Below are 17,387 nucleotides of genomic sequence, written 5' to 3'. Positions count from 1 at the left end.
GCTCACAACAAAGACACGACACATGGCATTGCAGACCCAAGGCGTGCCCGCCGGGCACCGTTCGTCGTTGTATCAGCGTTATCTTGCCGTCCGCGAACGCACGCTCGCGCTGGCGGAGCCTCTCAATGCGGAGGACATGGCGATCCAGTCGATGCCCGATGCCAGCCCCGCCAAATGGCACCTGGGACATACGACCTGGTTCTTCGAGACGTTCCTGCTGACGCCGCATCTGCATGGCTACAAGCCGTATGACGCCAGCTACGGCTACCTCTTCAATTCGTATTACGAAGCCATCGGCGAACGCCAGCCGCGTCCGTTCCGCGGACTGCTGAGCCGGCCGACCGTCGACGAGGTGATGGCCTATCGCGCGCATGTCGACGCGCAGATGCTCGCCCTGCTGGATACCCATTCACACGATGCGTTGCGCTCGCTGATGGACCTGGGCCTTGCGCACGAGGAACAGCATCAGGAACTGCTGCTGATGGACATCCTCCATCTGTTCGCGCAGTCGCCGCTCAAACCCGCCTACGACACGCGCTGGCCGCGGCCACACGCCGCGGGCCGCGCTCGCTATGCGCGCATGGAGGGCGGTCTTGTCGAGATTGGGGACGATGGCGACGGTTTCTGCTTCGACAACGAGCGGCCGCGCCACAAGACCTATGTGGCGCCCTTCGAGATCGCCGATCGGCTCGTGACCAATGGCGAATGGCTGCGCTTCATCAACGACGGCGGCTATACGCGCCCCGAGCTGTGGCTCGCCGACGGCTGGGCGCGCGTGAAGACCGGCGAGTTGAGCGCCCCGCTCTACTGGCAGCATTCGGAGCATGGCTGGCAGGAGATGACGCTTGGCGGGCTGCGCTCGATCGACTGGGATGCGCCCGTCGTGCACGTGAGCTACTTCGAGGCCAACGCCTATGCGCGCTGGGCCGGTGCGCGGCTGCCGTCCGAGGCCGAATGGGAGATCAGCACGCGCGCGGGCGTGCTGACGCAGGTCGACGATGTGGCGTGGCAATGGACGCAGACCGCATACGGTCCGTATCCGGGCTTTCACGCGTCGATGGATGCGATCGGCGAGTACAACGGCAAGTTCATGGTCAGCCAGCTCGTGCTGCGCGGCGGCGCGAGCGTGACGCCGCCAGGCCATGCGCGCGCGACGTACCGAAATTTCTTCTACCCGCATATGCGGTGGATGTTCGCGGGCGTGCGTCTCGCGCGCGATCCGGGCACGCAACCGTCGGGACGTCACCACGCCGATGAGGAGCACGACGACTTCACGCGCGATGCACGCGTGGGCCTGTCCGGCCATCCCAAGGCGATGTCTCCGAAGTACTTCTACGATGCGGCTGGCTCGGCGCTATTCGAGGACATTTGCCGCACGCCCGAGTATTACCCGACGCGCACGGAGTCCGCGCTGCTCGCGCGCATCGCCGGCGATATCGTGGCCGCCTTTGCCGAGGGTAGCGCGCTGATCGAATTCGGCAGCGGCGCGAGCGAGAAAACGAACCTGCTGCTCGCCGCCAGCGATCGCATCGGCGCGTACGTGCCCGTCGACATCAGCGGGGACGCGTTGGCCGGCGCGGTGGCGCGGCTCGCGGAACGCTATCCGGCGCTGCGCGTCGATGCGCTCGAAGCCGACTTCACGCAGCCGTTTGCATTGCCGGACGCCACGCAGGGCCGGCCGCGCGTCGGCTTCTTCCCCGGTTCGACCATCGGCAATTTCACGCATGAGGAAGCGGTGCAGTTCCTCCGTAATGCCCGCGAGATGCTCGGCGCCGATGCCCGCATGATCGTCGGCGCCGACATGGTCAAGGACCTGCCGACGCTGCTGCGTGCCTATGACGATGCGGAAGGCGTGACGGCGCGGTTCAACAAGAACCTGCTTGTGCGCATCAACCGCGAGCTCGATGGGAACTTCGATCCGGATACGTTCGATCATCTGGCGATCTGGAACGAGACGCACAACCGCATCGAGATGCATCTGGTCAGCCGCGTCGACCAGATCGTGCATGCGGCGGGGCAATCGTTCACGTTCCGGCGTGGCGAGCGGCTCCATACCGAGAACTCCCACAAGTTCACGATCGAATCGTTCTCCAGGCTTGCCGCCGATGCGGGGTGGAAGGTCACGCGCCACTGGATCAGCGATGCGCCGGCATTTGGCGTGTTCGAGCTCGGGACGTAATGGACGTCAGTTTCCGTCAGCGTAGCATCCGCTCCAGCGCCTGCAACAGCGGGGCGACATCGGGCTCGCCGTCGTAGCGCGTTCCATTGAGGAACAGCGACGGCGTGCCATTCACGCCGCTGCGCACGCCGCCACGGAAGTCCACCTCGATCTTCGCGACGAAGTCCTTGTCGCCATCGAACGCCCGCTGGATCAGCGCTTCGGCCACGCCGAGTTCCCGTCCGTAGCGCACGAGGTCGTCATCGGCGAGGGCGCCCTGGCTTTCAAATAGCCGGTCGTGCATGGACCAGAACTTGTCCGCCTGCGCGGCCGCCTCGCTGACCATCGCGGCAGCGCCCGCGTGCGGATGCATATCCACGAGCGGGAAATGCCGATAGACCACCGCGAGCTTGTCCCCAAGTTCGCGCTGCAATTGCTGAATGATCGGATACATGCGGCCGCAGTACGGACACTCGAAGTCGCCGTACTCGACGAGCACGAGGGGCGCATCGGCCTTGCCTTGCAGATGGTCGGACGCGCTGACCGGGATGGTGAGATGACTCATTGCGGCTCCTTCGGGGATGCGGCTTTCGGGAGACGATCGAGCGCGTCGAGCACGCCGTCCACGCCGGGGTTGATCGCTATCGGGGAGACGTAGCTCCAGCGCACGACGCCTGCTTCGTCGATGACAAACAGCGCGCGCTCCGAGGTGCCATCGGCGTCCCGATATACGCCATATGACTTCGCCACGGCGCCCTTCGGTTCGAAGTCGGCCAGTAGCGGGAAATGTAGCTTGCGGTTGTCGGCGAAGGCCGTGTGAGACCAGACGCTATCGACGGAGATGCCGAGCAGCACCGCCCCGTAGCGTTCGATCTCGTGCCGCGTCGCGTTGAACAGCGCCATTTCGTCGCCGCAGACGGGGCTCCAGTCGGCGGGATAGAAGGCCAGCACGACCGGCCGGCCGCGCAGTTCGCGCAGCGAGATGGTCTGGTCCGGTGTCGCGTTGAGGTTGAAATCCGGCGCGACGGCGCCTGCCTTCAGGTGATCGGCAACTGCTGCCATGGGATTCCCCCGGTTGCTATCGTGCGGCCATTATTTGCCTATTCGACGCCACATCGATTCACGCGGCCCGCCGCGTTTGCAAAACCGAACGGTTTTCGCTTATCGGTCCAAATGAACAATCCATCGAAACATGTCATTGGAATTTGTAAATCCCGAACCCTATGATCTGCTCACACCAAGCGGAACACGGATAGGGGCTTCCTTTGACTACCTGGGCAATCGGCATCGATATCGGCGGCACGTTCACGGACGTGGTCGCGCTGGACTACGGCGGCGGGGCACTGCATAGCCTCAAGGTCCTGACGACTCACGGGGATCCCGCTCAGGGCGTGGCCGACGGCGTGCGGCAGTTGATGCAGGCGTGCGACATCCATCCGCGCGGCGTCGCCCGCGTGGTTCATGCGACCACGCTGTTCACCAACGCGCTGATCGAGCGGCGCGGCAGCACGACCGGGCTGCTGACCACGCGAGGCTTCCGCGATGTGCTCGAAATCGGCCACGAGCGCAAATACGACCTCTACGACATCCACATCGAACCGGCGCCCGCGCTGGTACCGCGCAATCTGCGCGCCGAAATCGGCGGACGCGTCGACGGCCAGGGCCGCGTGCTCGAGGCACCGGACGCGGACGATGTGCGCAAGGCCGTTGCCAGCCTCGTGGAACAGGGCGTCGAGTCGATCGCCGTATGCCTGCTCCATGCCTATGCGTTCGCCGGGCACGAGCAGCAGGTGCGCGCCTGGATCCAGCGGGACTTTCCGCAACTGCACGTCACGCTGTCATCCGACGTGGCGCCCGTCATCCGCGAATTCGAGCGCAACTCGACTACCGTGGCCAACGCCTATATCAAGCCGCTGGCGAAGCGATATCTCGATGCGCTGGAAGCTCGACTCATTGCCCTTGGCCTGCCGAAGGGTGTGCTGCTGATGCTGTCGAACGGCGGCCTCTCCCATATCGAGGAAGCCAAGCGCAATCCGATCGAACTGCTGGAGTCCGGCCCTGCCGCCGGCGCCATTTCCGCCGCGCACTACAGCCGCCGCGACAACCGGCACAACCTGATGGCGTTCGATATGGGCGGCACCACGGCCAAGCTCTGCCTCGTGGAGCAAGGCAAGCCGTATATCGCGTTCGGCTTCGAGGCCGCGCGCCGCAAGCGCTTTGCGGAAGGAAGCGGCCTGCCCATTCGCATCACCACGATCGATCTGATCGAGATCGGCGCGGGCGGCGGCAGCATCGCCCATTGCGACGCGCTCGGCCTGATGAAGGTCGGCCCCCATAGCGCGGGCTCTGAGCCCGGATCCGCTTGCTATGGGCTTGGCGGACGGGACCCGACCGTCACCGATGCGAACCTCGTGCTCGGCTATCTGAATCCCGACTACTTCGCCGGCGGCACCATGACCGTCCATCGCGACAAGGCGCATGACGCGCTGGCGAGCCTTGGCGGCGGGATGGGCATCGGCGCGCTCGACGTGGCCTGGGGCATGCATGACATCGTGGCGGAGAACATGGCCAGCGCGGCGCGGGTCCATGCGGCGGAGCGCGGCCGCGACCCACGCGACTTCGTACTCCTATGCACGGGCGGCGGGGGCCCCCTGCACGCGTACTACGTCGCGCAGAAGATCGGCGTGAGCACGATCCTCTGCCCGCCGGCGGCCGGGGTCGCTTCGGCATATGGCCTGCTCGTCGCGCCCGCGCGGGCAGACCGTTCGCGCACGGCGACGTTCCGGCCCTCGTCGGGACAACTCTCCGATCTCGAAGCCGCCTTCGGTCATCTGGAAGCGCAGGTGCGCGAATCGCTGGCTTCGGTCGATGCGACGTTCGGTCCCATCAAGCTGTCGCGCCATGCCGATGGCCGCTTCGTCGGGCAAGGCTTCACGCTATCGGTCGAACTGCCCGACGGGCCTTACGTGGCAGGCGCCGCAAGCGAGCAGGCCATCAACGAGCAAACCATAAACGAGCAAACCATGCGCGACGCGCTGACGGCCGCGTTCGAATCCGCCTATCGGGAGAAGTTCGGGCGTACGCCGCCGGACGTCCCCATCGAGCTCGTCAACCTGCGCGTCACGGGGGAAGCGCCCCCGCGTATGGCGTTCGAACCGAAGCCGCTGGAGGCCGGCGCGCGTCCCGCGCCGTCGGGCGAGCGCGAGGTGTACTTCCGCGAAGCGCAGGGCTACGTGAAGACGCCTGTATTCCATCGCTCGGCGCTGCGCGTGGGCTTCTCCGCCACCGGCCCCCTGCTCGTCGAGGACACGGGCTCCACGCTCGTGGTTGGCCCCAGGGGCCATGTCGAACAACTCGCCAGCGGCAACCTGGTCATCACCATCAAGGAGCAGTGAGCCATGGCCATTGCGGAACAAACGACGCCCGTGGATCCGACTCGGGTAGATCCCATTTTTCTCGAAGTGTTCTGGACGCGCGTGCGCTCCGTCGTCAACGAAGCCGCCAAGCTCATCGTGCGCACGTCGTTCTCGACGCTGTCCACCGAGGCGAACGACTTCGCCGTCGTGGTGACCGATTCCGCGGGCCGCGCGCTCGCGGAGAACAGCGGCAGCATCCCGTCGTTCATCGGCACGTTGCCGCGCACCGTGCAGGCCGCGCTGGCGAAGATCGGCGCCGCCAACATGCAGCCGGGGGACATCTACATCACCAACAACCCATGGATCGGTACCGGTCACCTGAACGACGTCTGCCTCGTCAAGCCGCTGTTCCATGACGGTTCGCTGATCGGCTTTGCGGCCACGGCAGGCCACGTGCCCGACATCGGCGGCAAGATCCGCTCCGTCGATGCACGCGAGCTGTTCGAGGAAGGCTTCCACATTCCGCTGATGACACTGCTGCGCGCAAATCGCGCGGACGAGACGCTGCTGTCGCTCATCCGCACCAACGTGCGCACGCCCGAGCAGACGGTCGGCGACATCTGGGCGCAGGTCGGCGCCGTCGAGCTGATTGCCACGCGGCTGACCTCGATTCTCGACGAGTACGCGCTGCCCGGCATCGACGACCTCGCGAATGCGCTGTTCGTGCGCAGTGAAGACGCGATGCGGCGCGCCATCGCGAAGCTGCCGGAAGGTGACTATCCCTACGAAATGGAGACCGATGGCTTCGGCGAACGCTTCCGCTTTGCCGTGACCGTGCGCGTACGCAACGGCGGGATCGAATGCGATTTCGCGGGGACGTCGCCGCAACAGCCGCGCGGCATCAACTGCGTACTGTCCTATACGAACGCCATGTCGGTGTATGCGATCAAGTGCCTGTTGCTGCCTGACCTGCCCAACAACGATGGCCTGTTCCGCCCCATCAAGGTGACCGCACCCGAAGGCACCATCCTCAATCCGCGTTCGCCGGCGCCTGTGGGCGGCCGCGCATGCACGGGGCACTACGTGCCCACGACGATCTTCGGCGCGATGCACCGCGTGCTGCCCGATGCGGTGATGGCGGGGGTGGGGTCGCCGCTGTGGATCGCCAACCTCAGCGGCACCACCGCGGAAGGCAAGCCGTTCGCGACGGTGCTGTTCTATAACGGCGGCCTCGGCGGCACGGCCAGGAAGGATGGCGCTTCGGTGATGTCGTGGCCAAGCAATATCTCGCCGACGCCGATCGAAGTCGCGGAGCGCGATGCGCCGCTGCACTTCCGCTACAAGCGGCTGCGGGAAGGCTCGGGGGGCGCGGGCCAGTATCGAGGCGGTCTGGGCGAGGAAATCTGCTTCGTGAGCGAACACCCGACGCCGCTGTCCATCGTCTTCCTCACCGAACGCCTGCACGTGCCCGCGCCCGGACTTGGCGGCGCGGAGGCCGGCGCCCGCGGCGAGGTGCTGATCAACGGCGAAGCGATCAACACGCGCGTTCCGCATGTGCTGAACCCGGGTGACGAGGTCATCCTGCGTACGCCCGGTGGCGGGGGCTTCGGCCCGGCGAGCGAGCGCGACCCCGCGTTGCGTCGGCGTGATCGTCTGCACGGATACGCGACATAAGCGCGACATAAGCGCGACACGGCCATGCCCCACCTGTCTTGTTGTGAGGCGTTCCTATACGGTCTGCGGGGCGTCGATGGCCGCGGCCACCACGCCCTCGGGCAGCCTCTGCGCGTGGATGGTCTGCAGCAACACACGCAGCAGCCGCTGCGCGGTGGGCGACAGCGATCGCAGCCGTCGCGTGATCAGGCACACCTCGCGGGTCAGCACCGGCCCTTCGAGCTCACGGAATGCGAGCGTCTCGAATCCCGCGACCTTGCCCGCGAGCGCGGGCACGATCGAAAAGCCGCCGCCTTCGGTCAGCACCGCGAGCAGCGACGTCGAACTCGAGATCGCGAACTGGCAGTTTTCGAAGCCCGGCCACGCGGGGCCTTGCGTGCGGAGAATGGTGCCGATGCCCGTGTCCTGCGTGAACGCGACGAAGCCCTCCGCGGGCAGGTCGGACCATTTGAGCGGACCCGATTCCCGCGCGAGGGGGTGGTCGCGGCGGCATACGATACCGAACGTGTCGCTGAGCAGCGGCACATAGTCGAGTTCGTCGAAGCCCTTGTAGCGGCTGGCGATCGCGAAATCCAGTTCGCCATCGACCACCAGCTGCTCCACCTGCTGCGCACCGGCATCGCGCAGCGTGAACGACACGGCCGGATACTGCGCGCGGAAGGCGACGATGGACTGCACGAGGAACTGATAGATGGCCGACGCGGCGGCCGCTATGCGCACGTGGCCCTTCTGGCTCTGGGCGATGGCCTCGAGGTCCGAGATCGCGGCATCGAATTCGCGCAGGATCTTGTCGGCTTCCGCCTTGAAGCGCACCGCTTCCGGCGTCATCGCCACGCGACGCGTGTTGCGGTCGAACAGCTTGAGGCCGACGGCCTCCTCGAACTGCTGGATGGTCGCGGTGAGCGCGGACTGTGTCACGAACAACCGCGTGGCGGCCGTGGTGAAAGAGCCCGACTCGGCCACCTCGGCGAAGCATCGTAAATGGCGGAGCGTGATGGTGCGGTTCATGGTGCGGGTCATGGCGCCCAAGATCTATCTGAAAACACGAACAGTCTACAGAAACTAATGATTTGTGCCGAATAGCCGCGCTACATAAAATTTTTCGCACACGGCCCAAGCAAACCGCTGCCGAGGCATGCGAAATGCTCGTCCGTACATAACAGCAACACGATAAAAGGCGGCCCCCGACGGCCACCTGCCCGCTCCAGCGCACGCTCCTCTGTCCAACCCCCACGTTGACCTCAACCGGTCATCCCTCCCATGGAGAGCAAGCAATGCATGGAATTTCCCTGCCGGCCCTCGTCGCGGCGACCCGCGTGACGATCGCAGCCGTCATCGCCGCGTCCGTCATCGCGCCGGCGCAGGCCGCGGACGAGGCCAGCGACTTTCCGGCCAGGCCGATCCGCATCGTCGTGCCGTACGCGGCGGGCGGCTCCGTCGATCTGCTCGCGCGTGCGCTCGGCGAGCGCGTCGGCGCGAAGCTCGGCCAGCCTGTCGTGGTGGAGAGCCGGCCCGGTGCGGGCAGCAACATCGGCGCCGCCTTCGTGGCCAAGGCGCCAGCGGATGGCTACACCCTGCTGCTGGGCACCTCGGCCGCGCTGGCCGTCAATATGAGCCTGTACAAGAACCTGTCGTATTCGCCGCTGAAGGATTTCCGCCCGGTGATGCTGGCCACGCGCCTGCCGAGCCTGGTGGTGGTCAATGCCAGCAGCCCGGTGAAGTCGATGAAGGAGCTGACGCCCTACCTGTCGAGCCAGGGCGCGCAGGCGTCGTATGCGTCGGCCGGCAACGGCACGCCCGCGCATCTGGGCGGCGAGCTGTACAAGAAGCTGGCGAACCTGCCCAGGCTGGTGCACGTGCCCTACAAGGGTGGCGCGCCCGCACTGGCGGACCTGCTGGGCAACCAGACGACGATGATGATCGCCATCGCGCCGGAGGCCTTGCCGATGGTGAAGGACGGCAAGCTCCGCGCCCTGGCGGTCACGACGAGTCAACGCCTCGCGCAGTTCCCGGATCTGCCGACGGTCGCCGAGTCCGGCGTCCCTAACTACGAACTCGTCGCGTGGTACGGCCTCGTCGCCCCGGCCGGCACCCCGCTCCCGATCGTCACCAAGCTGAACACGGCCTTCAACGAGGCGCTAGAAGACCCGAAAGTGCGCGCACGCCTGACCGACATGGGTTTCGACCTCGTCGGCGGCCCGCCGTCGGTGCTCGAGAATCAGATGCGCAGCGAGGCGGCAAAATGGGCGAAGGTCATCAAGGATTCGCAGATCGAGATGGATTGAGCCGCGCAAGCGCGCAAAAAAGACGCCAAAAAAGCAAAACCGGCCCGCCGCTCACACAGGTGTGTGGCGGCGGGCCGGTTCAATGGGAGCGGTGCCTTGCGGCGCCGCTTTACTGCTTTGTCGCTAGACAGCGACGTCCTTCCAACTGCGTGGTGACTTGCGCGATCAGCCGTTTGCGTAGACGACCTTGGCCTTGCGGGCTTCGGCTTGCAGGCGGGTGAAGATGCCTTGTACAGCGGCGATGACGCGCTTGACGTCGTTGGCGAAGCCGAGGCTTTGCGAGCCCAGTTCGCGTTCGATCAGTTCGCGTTCGAGTTGGTCGGTGATCTTGATATCGGAGTTCGTGTTCATGGCGTTCTTCCTTCCTAGGGATAACCCTTATGGGGTTTTCCCGAATTGTAGCAAAAGGATTGGCGCAATGCAGCAATAGGTAATAGTACGTAGTGCAATGCAGCAACAAAACCGCCAAAAAAAGACGAAAACGAGACTTTGTGGCGCCACTTCGCGTCTTTTTGTACACCGTAACGCACTTAGACATCACCCCGCACAGGGCTTTGCACCGCAGCACGCATATCGACATTCAGCCCCTCCCCCATTCGGGTCCGCCAACATCTCGCCCATTCCGGACAACGCGCCGGCTCATGGAGGCGACGGCGCGCGTCAGCACGTATGCTGGCTCCTATGAAACCCGTCCTGCGTAGAACCCTGTGGCTCGGTCTGGCTCTCGCGGCGCTCGCGGCGGCGGCTGTGGCGATCTTTCCCGAGCGGTGGCATGCCCCCACGCCTATTTCCGATGCGGTCGGCGCACCGGCCGATGTGCCGTTCGGCCCCAATGGCCAGGATCAGACCGATGCGCTGCAATCGGCCATCGATGGCCTGCAGGCCGGGCAGCGGCTGCTGCTTGCCCCCGGCAGCTACACGGTTAGCCGTGTGCTGACGGTCAGCCGCGAGCAGGTCGTCGTGTCCGGTTACGGTGCCACCTTCGTGGCCACCAATCCCGACCAGCAGGCCATCGTGATGAACGGCCGGAACTCGACGCTCGTCGGCCTGACGCTTCGCGGCGTCGGCACGCAGCGGCTGGAGTCGGCGACATCGGCCAAGGTCGTCGTCGATGGCGAGGGCATCCAGGTCCTCGATGTGACCATTCAGGGCGGCGCCAGCGCCGGCATCTTCGTGTCGCGCGGGCACAGCATCGCGCTGATCGGCGACAAGGTCAGCGGAACGCTGGCGGATGGCATCCACATCACTGGCGGATCGCGCGACGTGCTCGTGCAGGATTCGTCGGTCACGGCGACTGGCGACGACATGGTGGGCATCGTCAGCTATCAGCGCGATGGGGAGCAGACCCGGAACATCTACGTGACCGGCAACTATCTGGCCGGGAATGCATGGGGACGCGGGGTAGCGGTGGTCGGTAGCGCGGACGTGACCGTGGTCGGCAACTGGGTGGAGGGCGTGCAGAAGGCTGCGGCGATCATGGTGGCGCAGGAGGACGGCTATCGGACGATGGACGCGACGAACGTGCTGATCGCGAGCAATTCCATCGCCGACGACCAGAATGCGACGCAGCCGGGCAACAACCGGATGGCGACCGGCCACGCGGCGATCGACGTCAACACCGACAGCGGGAGCGTGTCGCGCCTGCAGGTGATGGGCAACCAGATCATCCGCACGCGCTTTGATGGCTTTCGCGCGCAGGGGAACATCTGCGGGGTCGGGATCACCGGCAACCGCTTCGGCGCGATCGGCGGGACGCCCATCGCGCTGCTGTATCGGAACTGCACCGCGGAGCAGTTTGCCTGCGGCTCAAACACGCTCGATGGCGGAGGCTTGTCCGTGCCGTCCGGCTGCTCGGGCGGCGGTTCGATTCAGGTTGCCGGTGCGGATGCGAGCCGGTTGCCGCAGGTGCGGTCGTCGTACCGGCGGCCGCAGTGAGGACCGCAGTGAAGACGACCGGGTGGCGGCTGCCGCCCCTCCCCTCCTCCCTCACCCTATCTGACCCGCGGCGTCTCCGCGACGAGCTGGCGCAGGTATTTGCCATAGTGGCTCTTGCCTAGCGGCGTGGCCAGCCGCTCGACCTGTTCCGCATCGATCCACCGTCGCCGGAACGCGATCTCCTCGAGGCACGCGACCATCAGTCCCTGCCGCTTCTGCAGCGTCGCGACCATCTGCGCGGCATCGATCAGCGAGTCGTGCGTGCCCGTGTCGAACCACGCGTAGCCGCGGCCCATGATGTCGACGGACAGCTTGCCCGCATCGAGGTAGCGCGAGTTCACCTCGGTGATCTCGAGTTCCCCGCGCGCGGACGGGCGAATGTCCGCTGCAATGTCGCAGACCTTGTTGTCGTAGAAATAGAGGCCCGTCACCGCATAGCTCGATCGCGGGTTGGCGGGTTTCTCCTCGATCGCGAGCGCGCGGAAGTCCTCGTCGAACTCGACCACCCCATATCGCTCGGGATCGTGGACGTGATACGCGAACACCGTGGCCCCTTCTTCACGCCGTCCGGAGCGCGTGAGCATGCGCGCGAGGTCGTGCCCGTAATAGATGTTGTCACCCAGAATCAGCGCCGACGGATCGTTTCCCACGAAGCGGCGGCCAATGATGAACGCCTGCGCCAGGCCGTCCGGCGAAGGCTGCTCCGCGTATTGCAGGTTCATGCCCCACTGGCTGCCATCGCCGAGCAGTGCGGCAAAGCGCGGCGTGTCCTGCGGCGTGGAGATGACCAGCACGTCGCGAATGCCCGCCACCATCAGCGTGGAGAGCGGGTAGTAGATCATCGGCTTGTCGTACACGGGCAGCAGCTGCTTGGAGATGCATTGCGTGACGGGGTAAAGCCGCGTGCCGGAACCGCCGGCCAGAATGATGCCCTTGCGTGTCATACCTGCATCTCCTTCACAGTTGGGGATTCCCGGGTGCGCGGGGCGGGCGAGCTGCCGCCGGTCGTCGCGCGCCGATAGCAGAGGTAGAAGGCCACGGCGCCGGCAAGCTCGGTGAGGATCACCGAGATGACCGTGCCCTCCGCGCCCATGTACAGGACGAAGGGCACCACGTAGATCAGATGCAGCAGCGTGACCGCCGCATAGATGTTCCGCACCGTGCGATGGTGTCCAAGCGCCATCAGGCCAAGGTTGCCGAAGATGAACGCCACGCTCGTCAGCGGCAGCAGCACCGCTTCCAGCCGGAGCAGCAGGATGGCGTCATGGAACGGCTCGCCGAGCCACATGCGGATGCCCATGCCCGCGAAGATCTCGACGAACACGAACATCGAGCACGAGCACGCGAAGACGACGATCATCGCGCGGCGCATCAATGCCCGCGCCGCCGCCGGATTGGAAACGTTGTACTGGCTGATGCGCGGATAGAACGCGGTGCCGAGCACCGTGAAGATCGTCTGGCCCGCGATGCGGATCTTGTCCGCCATCGAGAACTGGCCCACCGCGACCGGCCCGTGAAAATGATTGAGCAGGAGGGCGTTGAAGTTGACGTAGAAGCTGACGAGCACGAGCGACAGGAACATCGGGAAACCATCCCGCAGCGAACCCATCACGGCCGCCCATGACACGCGGACCAGTCCCGCCAGACGCCCTCGTATTACGCCCCATAGCGCCGCGACCGCCAGGATCGCGGTGCCCATGCTGATGCCTAGCGCGGCCCACGCCGCATCGCCGGGTGAGCGGACCCACAGCATCACGCAGGCAAGACTCGCGGCCTTGGAGATGAAGTTGGGCAGCACCAGCGTCTTCATCTTCTCCAGACCCTGATAGAGCCAGATCGGCGTGACCGCATTGGCGAAGACGCCAACGAACGCCGCGGCGAGGATGGTCCAGTGCTCGCGCAGATCGGGCAGGCCGAGCAAGGCGGCACCCATCAGCAGCGCCGCGCCGAGCAGCAGCAGGAGCTTGGCAAGCATCGTCGCGGAGAACACTTCGGCGATGGCGGCGGGATCGTCGCGCCGGAGCGAGACCACGCGCGTGGCGGAAAGGTTATGACCGTAGTCGGTCAGGAGGATCAGGTACTGCGCCAGCGCCTGGCAGTAGGCCAGCACGCCGAACTCGCGCACGCCGAGCTTGTGGCCGAGGAACGGCAGCAGGACGAGCGGGAACAGGTAATTGCTGCCTTGAATCAACAACAGGTACGACGCGGTGGAGCGTATGGATGGCGGCATCGGCGTGGCCCCTCGATCAGCGCGGACCAGCGAGCGGGGGATTGCGACGGCCATAGTTCAGCCGGCTATCGACGGGATGAGCATCGTTTTGCCGACCATACAGCGAGAGGTTGGGGGCATGCGGTGGCGCGACGCGCCGGCCGAGGCAGCGGAACACCAGCCACAACAGCGCAAGGGGAACGAAGTTGCGGCCGCTGAACAGGTTGGGCACGCGCAGGATCTCCATCAGGGAGACGAGCAGCACGGCGTGCGCGCAGCACCAGAACCCGTTGCCCGTGCGCCAGCCAGCGAAACTGCGGCCGAGCAGCCAGCCCATGAGCCCCGCCTCCAGCAACGCGAACCATCCCCATTCGTAGAAGTGCACGAAGAGGCCAGACGGGTTATTGAACTCGGGGTCGCCGAACGTGTTGAGGAACGTGCCATAACCATCGCCACGGCCCACGAACGGGCGGAAGCTCTCGCCGATGACCGGAAACTTGACGAGCCAGTCGAACGTGAACGTGGGATCGCCGGTGCCCCACCCCATGATTGTCAGCAGACCGGCCCCGTTGTTGATCGCCGTCGAGTAATACAGTCCCAGCCGCTCGATCGCGAAGTCGAAGATGTTGTCGTAGATGTTAACGTAGTACGTCTCCCACGACCGGTTGTACTCGTTGGCGATGAAGAAGCCGATCAGCGGAGGAATCGCCGCGAACGGTCCCAGCGTCAGCAACAAGCGCCGCAATTCGCCTCCGCCCTGCAGGCGGAAGCGCGCCACCATCAGCGCCCAGGGCAGCACCACCTCCACCAGTGCGAGCCGTTCCGCGAAGATGAAGCTGCGCAGCAGCGTCAGCACGAACAGCACCAGCAGGTAGGCCTTGTAGCGCGTGATGCCGCGCACGGCCGCGGGAAAGATCACGAAGTAGAGCGGCACGTAGGCCACCGAGGCCTGCGTCAGCGTGCTGATGCCCGCGACGCGACCCTTGAGTTCGAGCACGTCGTAGGTGCTTGCGGTGCCGTTCAGGAACGACATCAGCACGGCAGGCCGGGCGATCACGCCGCCCATCATCACGAGGTAACCGAGGCATGCGAGCCAGAACAGCGCGTCCAGCACGAGGGGCGACACCGTGACCGCCGGTTCGGGCGGACGGGGCGCAAGAACGCGTTCCCCGCCAGCGGCCGCCGCCATGACGAACAGGAACAGCGCGCCGGCTATCGCGTACTGGCTGTTGAAGTAGATGCGGTCGATAGACTTCTGGTCGCCGAGCAACTCGATGCAGACGAGCGCGTACAGCGGAATGATGAACCACAGCAGCAGCTTCGCCGGATCCTCCCACCAGTAGTTGTGGCCCGGCGTGTGAAAATCGCGCACGGGGGCTGCTGTCGTTGCTGCTGTCGTTGCTGCTCTCGTTGCTGCTCTCGTTGCTACTTTCATCGCTGCCTTCATTCGGGGGTCACCGGCATCGGGTCGGCGAAGGGCACGTGCCGCGCAACGCCCGGCCCGGCAGCCGAGGTGCGTGCCATCGCGGCGCGCACCATGGCCAGAAACTCCGCGCGGAACCGCTCGGGCGAGAACTGCAGCGCATTGCGGCGGCACGCCGCGGGCAGCACGGGACCGCTACCCTCGAAGCGGCACACCGCGCGCACGATGTCCTCGACGGTCTGCCGAGGAAAGAACACACCTGTGCGCAGGTCGCGGTCACGGCTGTCGATCACGGTCTCGCGCGCCCCGCCCTGCCCCAGCGCGATGACCGGCGTGCCGCACGCCTGGGCCTCCACGGCGACGATGCCAAAGTCCTCCTCCGCCGCGAACACGAAAGCCTTGGCGCGCTGCATATGCTCGACGAGCACCGCATCGGACTGGTAGCCGAGCACGCGGACATTCGGCGTGGCCATGTCCCGGATGCGCTCGTAATCGGGGCCGTCGCCAATGACCACCAGTTGCTTGTCCCGCATGGCGGCAAACGCCTCGACGATCAGGCTGACCTTCTTGTACGGCACGAGGCGCGATGCGGTGAGGTAAAACTCCTCGCGCTGCTCGCTCAACGTGAACCGTTCCACATCCACCGGCGGATAGACGACCTCCGCATCGCGTCCGTAGACCTTGTGGATGCGCCGCGCCACGTACGCGGAATTGGCCACGAACAGGTCCACGCCGTGCGCGGTACGCTGGTCCCACAGCCGCATGTAGTGCAGGATCGCCCGCGCGATCCAGCTCTTTGGGCCTCGCGTCAGGCGCGACTCGGTGAGGTACTGGTGCTGCAGGTCCCATGCGTAGCGCATCGGCGAATGCACGTAGCTGACGTGCAACTGCCCCGGGCCCGTGATCACACCCTTGGCCACGGCATGGCTCGAGGAGATGACCAGATCGTAGCCGGACAGGTCGAGCTGTTCGACGGCCAGCGGCATCAGCGGCAGGTACGAGCGGAACGACTTGCGGGCGCGCGGCAGGCGCTGGATGAAGGTGGTGGTGGCGTGCTTGCCTTGCAGGACCGCGCGCTGCGCGTCGGGGAAGAAGTCCACCACGCTGAACAGGTCCGCTTCCGGCCAGATCCTGAGGATCTGCTCGAGCACCCGCTCGGACCCGGCGTACGTCGACAGCCATTCGTGGATGACGGCGACCCGGCCGAACTCGCTGCTGACGGGGGGATTCGGATTCATCGTTGTGGAAGCCATGGGGAGATCTCGCCAAGTAGCCGGGCGGCCGTGTCGCGCCAGGAATATCGCCGCGCGCGCACGAGGCCCTTCTCTCGCAGCTTCTCGCGCAACGCGCTGTCTTGCATGACGCGAGTGAGCAGCGCGCCGAACTCGCGCGGACTCGTCGGCTGGAAATACAGCACCGCGGGACCGCAGGCCTCGCGTACGGAAGGCAGGTTCGCCGCGAGCACGGGACAGCCGAGCGTCATGGCCTCCACGGGCGGCAGTCCGTAGCCTTCGTACAGCGACGGAAACACGAAGCAGCCGGCGCCGCGGAACAGCGCCTTGAGGTCGGCGTCGTCGACGTAGCCGAGCCGCTTCACGCGCGCGTCCGCGAGGGCGTTGGCCTCTTCGCGCACCGACTGGAACACGCGCCCGCCACCGCCGACGATGACGACGTCGTAGTCCACCGCGCCGAGCATGCCGACCGCATCGGACACCAGCCTGAAGTTCTTGTGATAACTGGCGCTGCTGACCGCGAGCACGTATGGCCGATCGGACAGCCCGAACTTGCGCCGCACATCTTCCGCCTCCGGCAGCCGCAGCATATGGTCGCCACTCAACGGCAATACGCCGATCTTGCGGCCCGGAATGCGGTACGCGGACGCGATCTCGCGCCGCGAGAACTCGGACACCGTGAGCACGCGCCGCGCCACGCGCCCCACCCATGGCGCCATCACGCCGTACCACGAGCGGAACGCGCGCGAATAGGCCTGCGGAACACGCACGGGGGCGGCATCGTGCATGACCGTCACCTGGTTCGGATAGAACAGCGGCGCCGCATTGCACAGGTTGAGCAGCAACGCACCGCCGGCCGCCAGCGGCAGGCTGACCTGCTCCCATAGCTGGCCGCCGCCGCGCCCAACATGTCGTACGCGCAGGTTCGGAAACTGCCGCGCGTCGACGCTGACGTCGGGGGGCACCAGCAGCTCGAACGCCAGACCCGCCGTGGCGGGATCCTGCTCGGCCACCAGCTGGTCGATGCAACGGACGACCTCGTGGGCAAAGCGGTCGACGCCTGTGGCTTGCCGGCCCAGGAAGCGGCCATTGATCGCGACGGTCGCGGGCATCGC

Annotated in this window: 14 protein-coding genes and 1 pseudogene; 6 read left to right on the top strand and 9 right to left on the bottom strand. The window is 65.9% G+C overall.

Translation table 11 applies throughout. The features are described 5' to 3' along the window. Positions 1–22: 22 nt before the first annotated feature. A pseudogene (egtB, locus tag KHP16_RS28685) lies at positions 23–1,219 on the top strand (ergothioneine biosynthesis protein EgtB); the annotation flags it as partial. Further along, positions 1,202–2,179: an L-histidine N(alpha)-methyltransferase gene (egtD, locus tag KHP16_RS28680; protein ID WP_407935119.1), complete on the top strand. Its 978-nt coding sequence runs from the start codon at positions 1,202–1,204 to the stop codon at positions 2,177–2,179. The pseudogene egtB and the gene egtD, both read left to right, overlap by 18 nt. Positions 2,180–2,195: 16 nt before the next feature. Here the strand turns inward: egtD and KHP16_RS10920 are convergent, their stop codons facing one another. Further along, positions 2,196–2,723 (bottom strand): DsbA family protein, encoded by a 528-nt coding sequence (locus KHP16_RS10920; protein ID WP_211960172.1) that lies wholly within the window; start codon positions 2,721–2,723, stop codon positions 2,196–2,198. Further along, complete coding sequence (locus KHP16_RS10915; protein ID WP_211960171.1) at positions 2,720–3,220, bottom strand: redoxin domain-containing protein; 501 nt, start codon at positions 3,218–3,220, stop codon at positions 2,720–2,722. Before KHP16_RS10915 ends, KHP16_RS10920 begins: the two co-directional genes overlap by 4 nt. Positions 3,221–3,423: 203 nt before the next feature. Between KHP16_RS10915 and KHP16_RS10910 the strand changes: the two genes are divergently transcribed. Then, positions 3,424–5,553 carry a hydantoinase/oxoprolinase family protein gene (locus tag KHP16_RS10910; RefSeq protein WP_211960170.1) on the top strand — a complete coding sequence of 710 codons (2,130 nt, stop codon included), beginning with the start codon at positions 3,424–3,426 and terminating at the stop codon, positions 5,551–5,553. Positions 5,554–5,556: 3 nt separating this feature from the next. Beyond that, a complete protein-coding gene (locus KHP16_RS10905) occupies positions 5,557–7,188 on the top strand; it encodes a hydantoinase B/oxoprolinase family protein (RefSeq protein WP_121491589.1) in 1,632 nt (543 codons plus the stop codon). A 54-nt stretch (positions 7,189–7,242) separates the two neighbouring features. On the opposite strand, the gene KHP16_RS10900 is transcribed toward KHP16_RS10905, so the two are convergent. Then, positions 7,243–8,196: a LysR family transcriptional regulator gene (locus KHP16_RS10900; protein WP_211960169.1), complete on the bottom strand. Its 954-nt coding sequence runs from the start codon at positions 8,194–8,196 to the stop codon at positions 7,243–7,245. Between the two features lie 266 nt (positions 8,197–8,462). Here KHP16_RS10900 and KHP16_RS10895 point away from each other — a divergent pair, with 266 nt between their 5' ends. Further along, on the top strand, positions 8,463–9,473 hold the full coding sequence (locus tag KHP16_RS10895) for a Bug family tripartite tricarboxylate transporter substrate binding protein (RefSeq protein WP_211960168.1): 1,011 nt from the start codon (positions 8,463–8,465) through the stop codon (positions 9,471–9,473). Positions 9,474–9,638: 165 nt separating this feature from the next. Here KHP16_RS10895 and KHP16_RS10890 read toward each other — a convergent pair whose 3' ends face one another. After that, positions 9,639–9,824 carry a hypothetical protein gene (locus KHP16_RS10890; protein WP_109583329.1) on the bottom strand — a complete coding sequence of 62 codons (186 nt, stop codon included), beginning with the start codon at positions 9,822–9,824 and terminating at the stop codon, positions 9,639–9,641. 330 nt (positions 9,825–10,154) lie between these two features. On the opposite strand from KHP16_RS10890, the gene KHP16_RS10885 reads away from it, so the two are divergent. Then, positions 10,155–11,408: a right-handed parallel beta-helix repeat-containing protein gene (locus KHP16_RS10885; RefSeq protein ID WP_109583330.1), complete on the top strand. Its 1,254-nt coding sequence runs from the start codon at positions 10,155–10,157 to the stop codon at positions 11,406–11,408. Positions 11,409–11,464: 56 nt separating this feature from the next. Here KHP16_RS10885 and rfbA read toward each other — a convergent pair whose 3' ends face one another. The 5 genes from rfbA to KHP16_RS10860 form a co-directional block, all read right to left on the bottom strand. Next, on the bottom strand, positions 11,465–12,352 hold the full coding sequence (gene rfbA / locus KHP16_RS10880) for a glucose-1-phosphate thymidylyltransferase RfbA (RefSeq protein ID WP_109583331.1): 888 nt from the start codon (positions 12,350–12,352) through the stop codon (positions 11,465–11,467). Beyond that, entirely contained in the window at positions 12,349–13,638 is a 1,290-nt protein-coding gene (locus KHP16_RS10875) for an oligosaccharide flippase family protein (RefSeq protein WP_211960167.1), read from the bottom strand. The genes rfbA and KHP16_RS10875 overlap by 4 nt, the downstream gene beginning before the upstream one ends. A gap of 16 nt (positions 13,639–13,654) precedes the next feature. Then, positions 13,655–14,989: an oligosaccharide repeat unit polymerase gene (locus KHP16_RS10870; RefSeq protein WP_244214579.1), complete on the bottom strand. Its 1,335-nt coding sequence runs from the start codon at positions 14,987–14,989 to the stop codon at positions 13,655–13,657. 71 nt (positions 14,990–15,060) lie between these two features. Continuing rightward, entirely contained in the window at positions 15,061–16,293 is a 1,233-nt protein-coding gene (locus KHP16_RS10865) for a glycosyltransferase family 4 protein (RefSeq protein WP_109583332.1), read from the bottom strand. Beyond that, positions 16,275–17,384 carry a glycosyltransferase family 4 protein gene (locus tag KHP16_RS10860; RefSeq protein WP_211960166.1) on the bottom strand — a complete coding sequence of 370 codons (1,110 nt, stop codon included), beginning with the start codon at positions 17,382–17,384 and terminating at the stop codon, positions 16,275–16,277. The genes KHP16_RS10865 and KHP16_RS10860 overlap by 19 nt, the downstream gene beginning before the upstream one ends. Positions 17,385–17,387 lie beyond the last annotated feature (3 nt).

It is taken from the genome of Cupriavidus plantarum (assembly GCF_905397285.1).
In the GTDB taxonomy this organism is placed as follows: domain Bacteria; phylum Pseudomonadota; class Gammaproteobacteria; order Burkholderiales; family Burkholderiaceae; genus Cupriavidus; species Cupriavidus plantarum.
The sequence above is the reverse complement of the archived record's forward strand: the minus strand, read 5'-3'. Positions and strand labels throughout refer to the sequence as shown.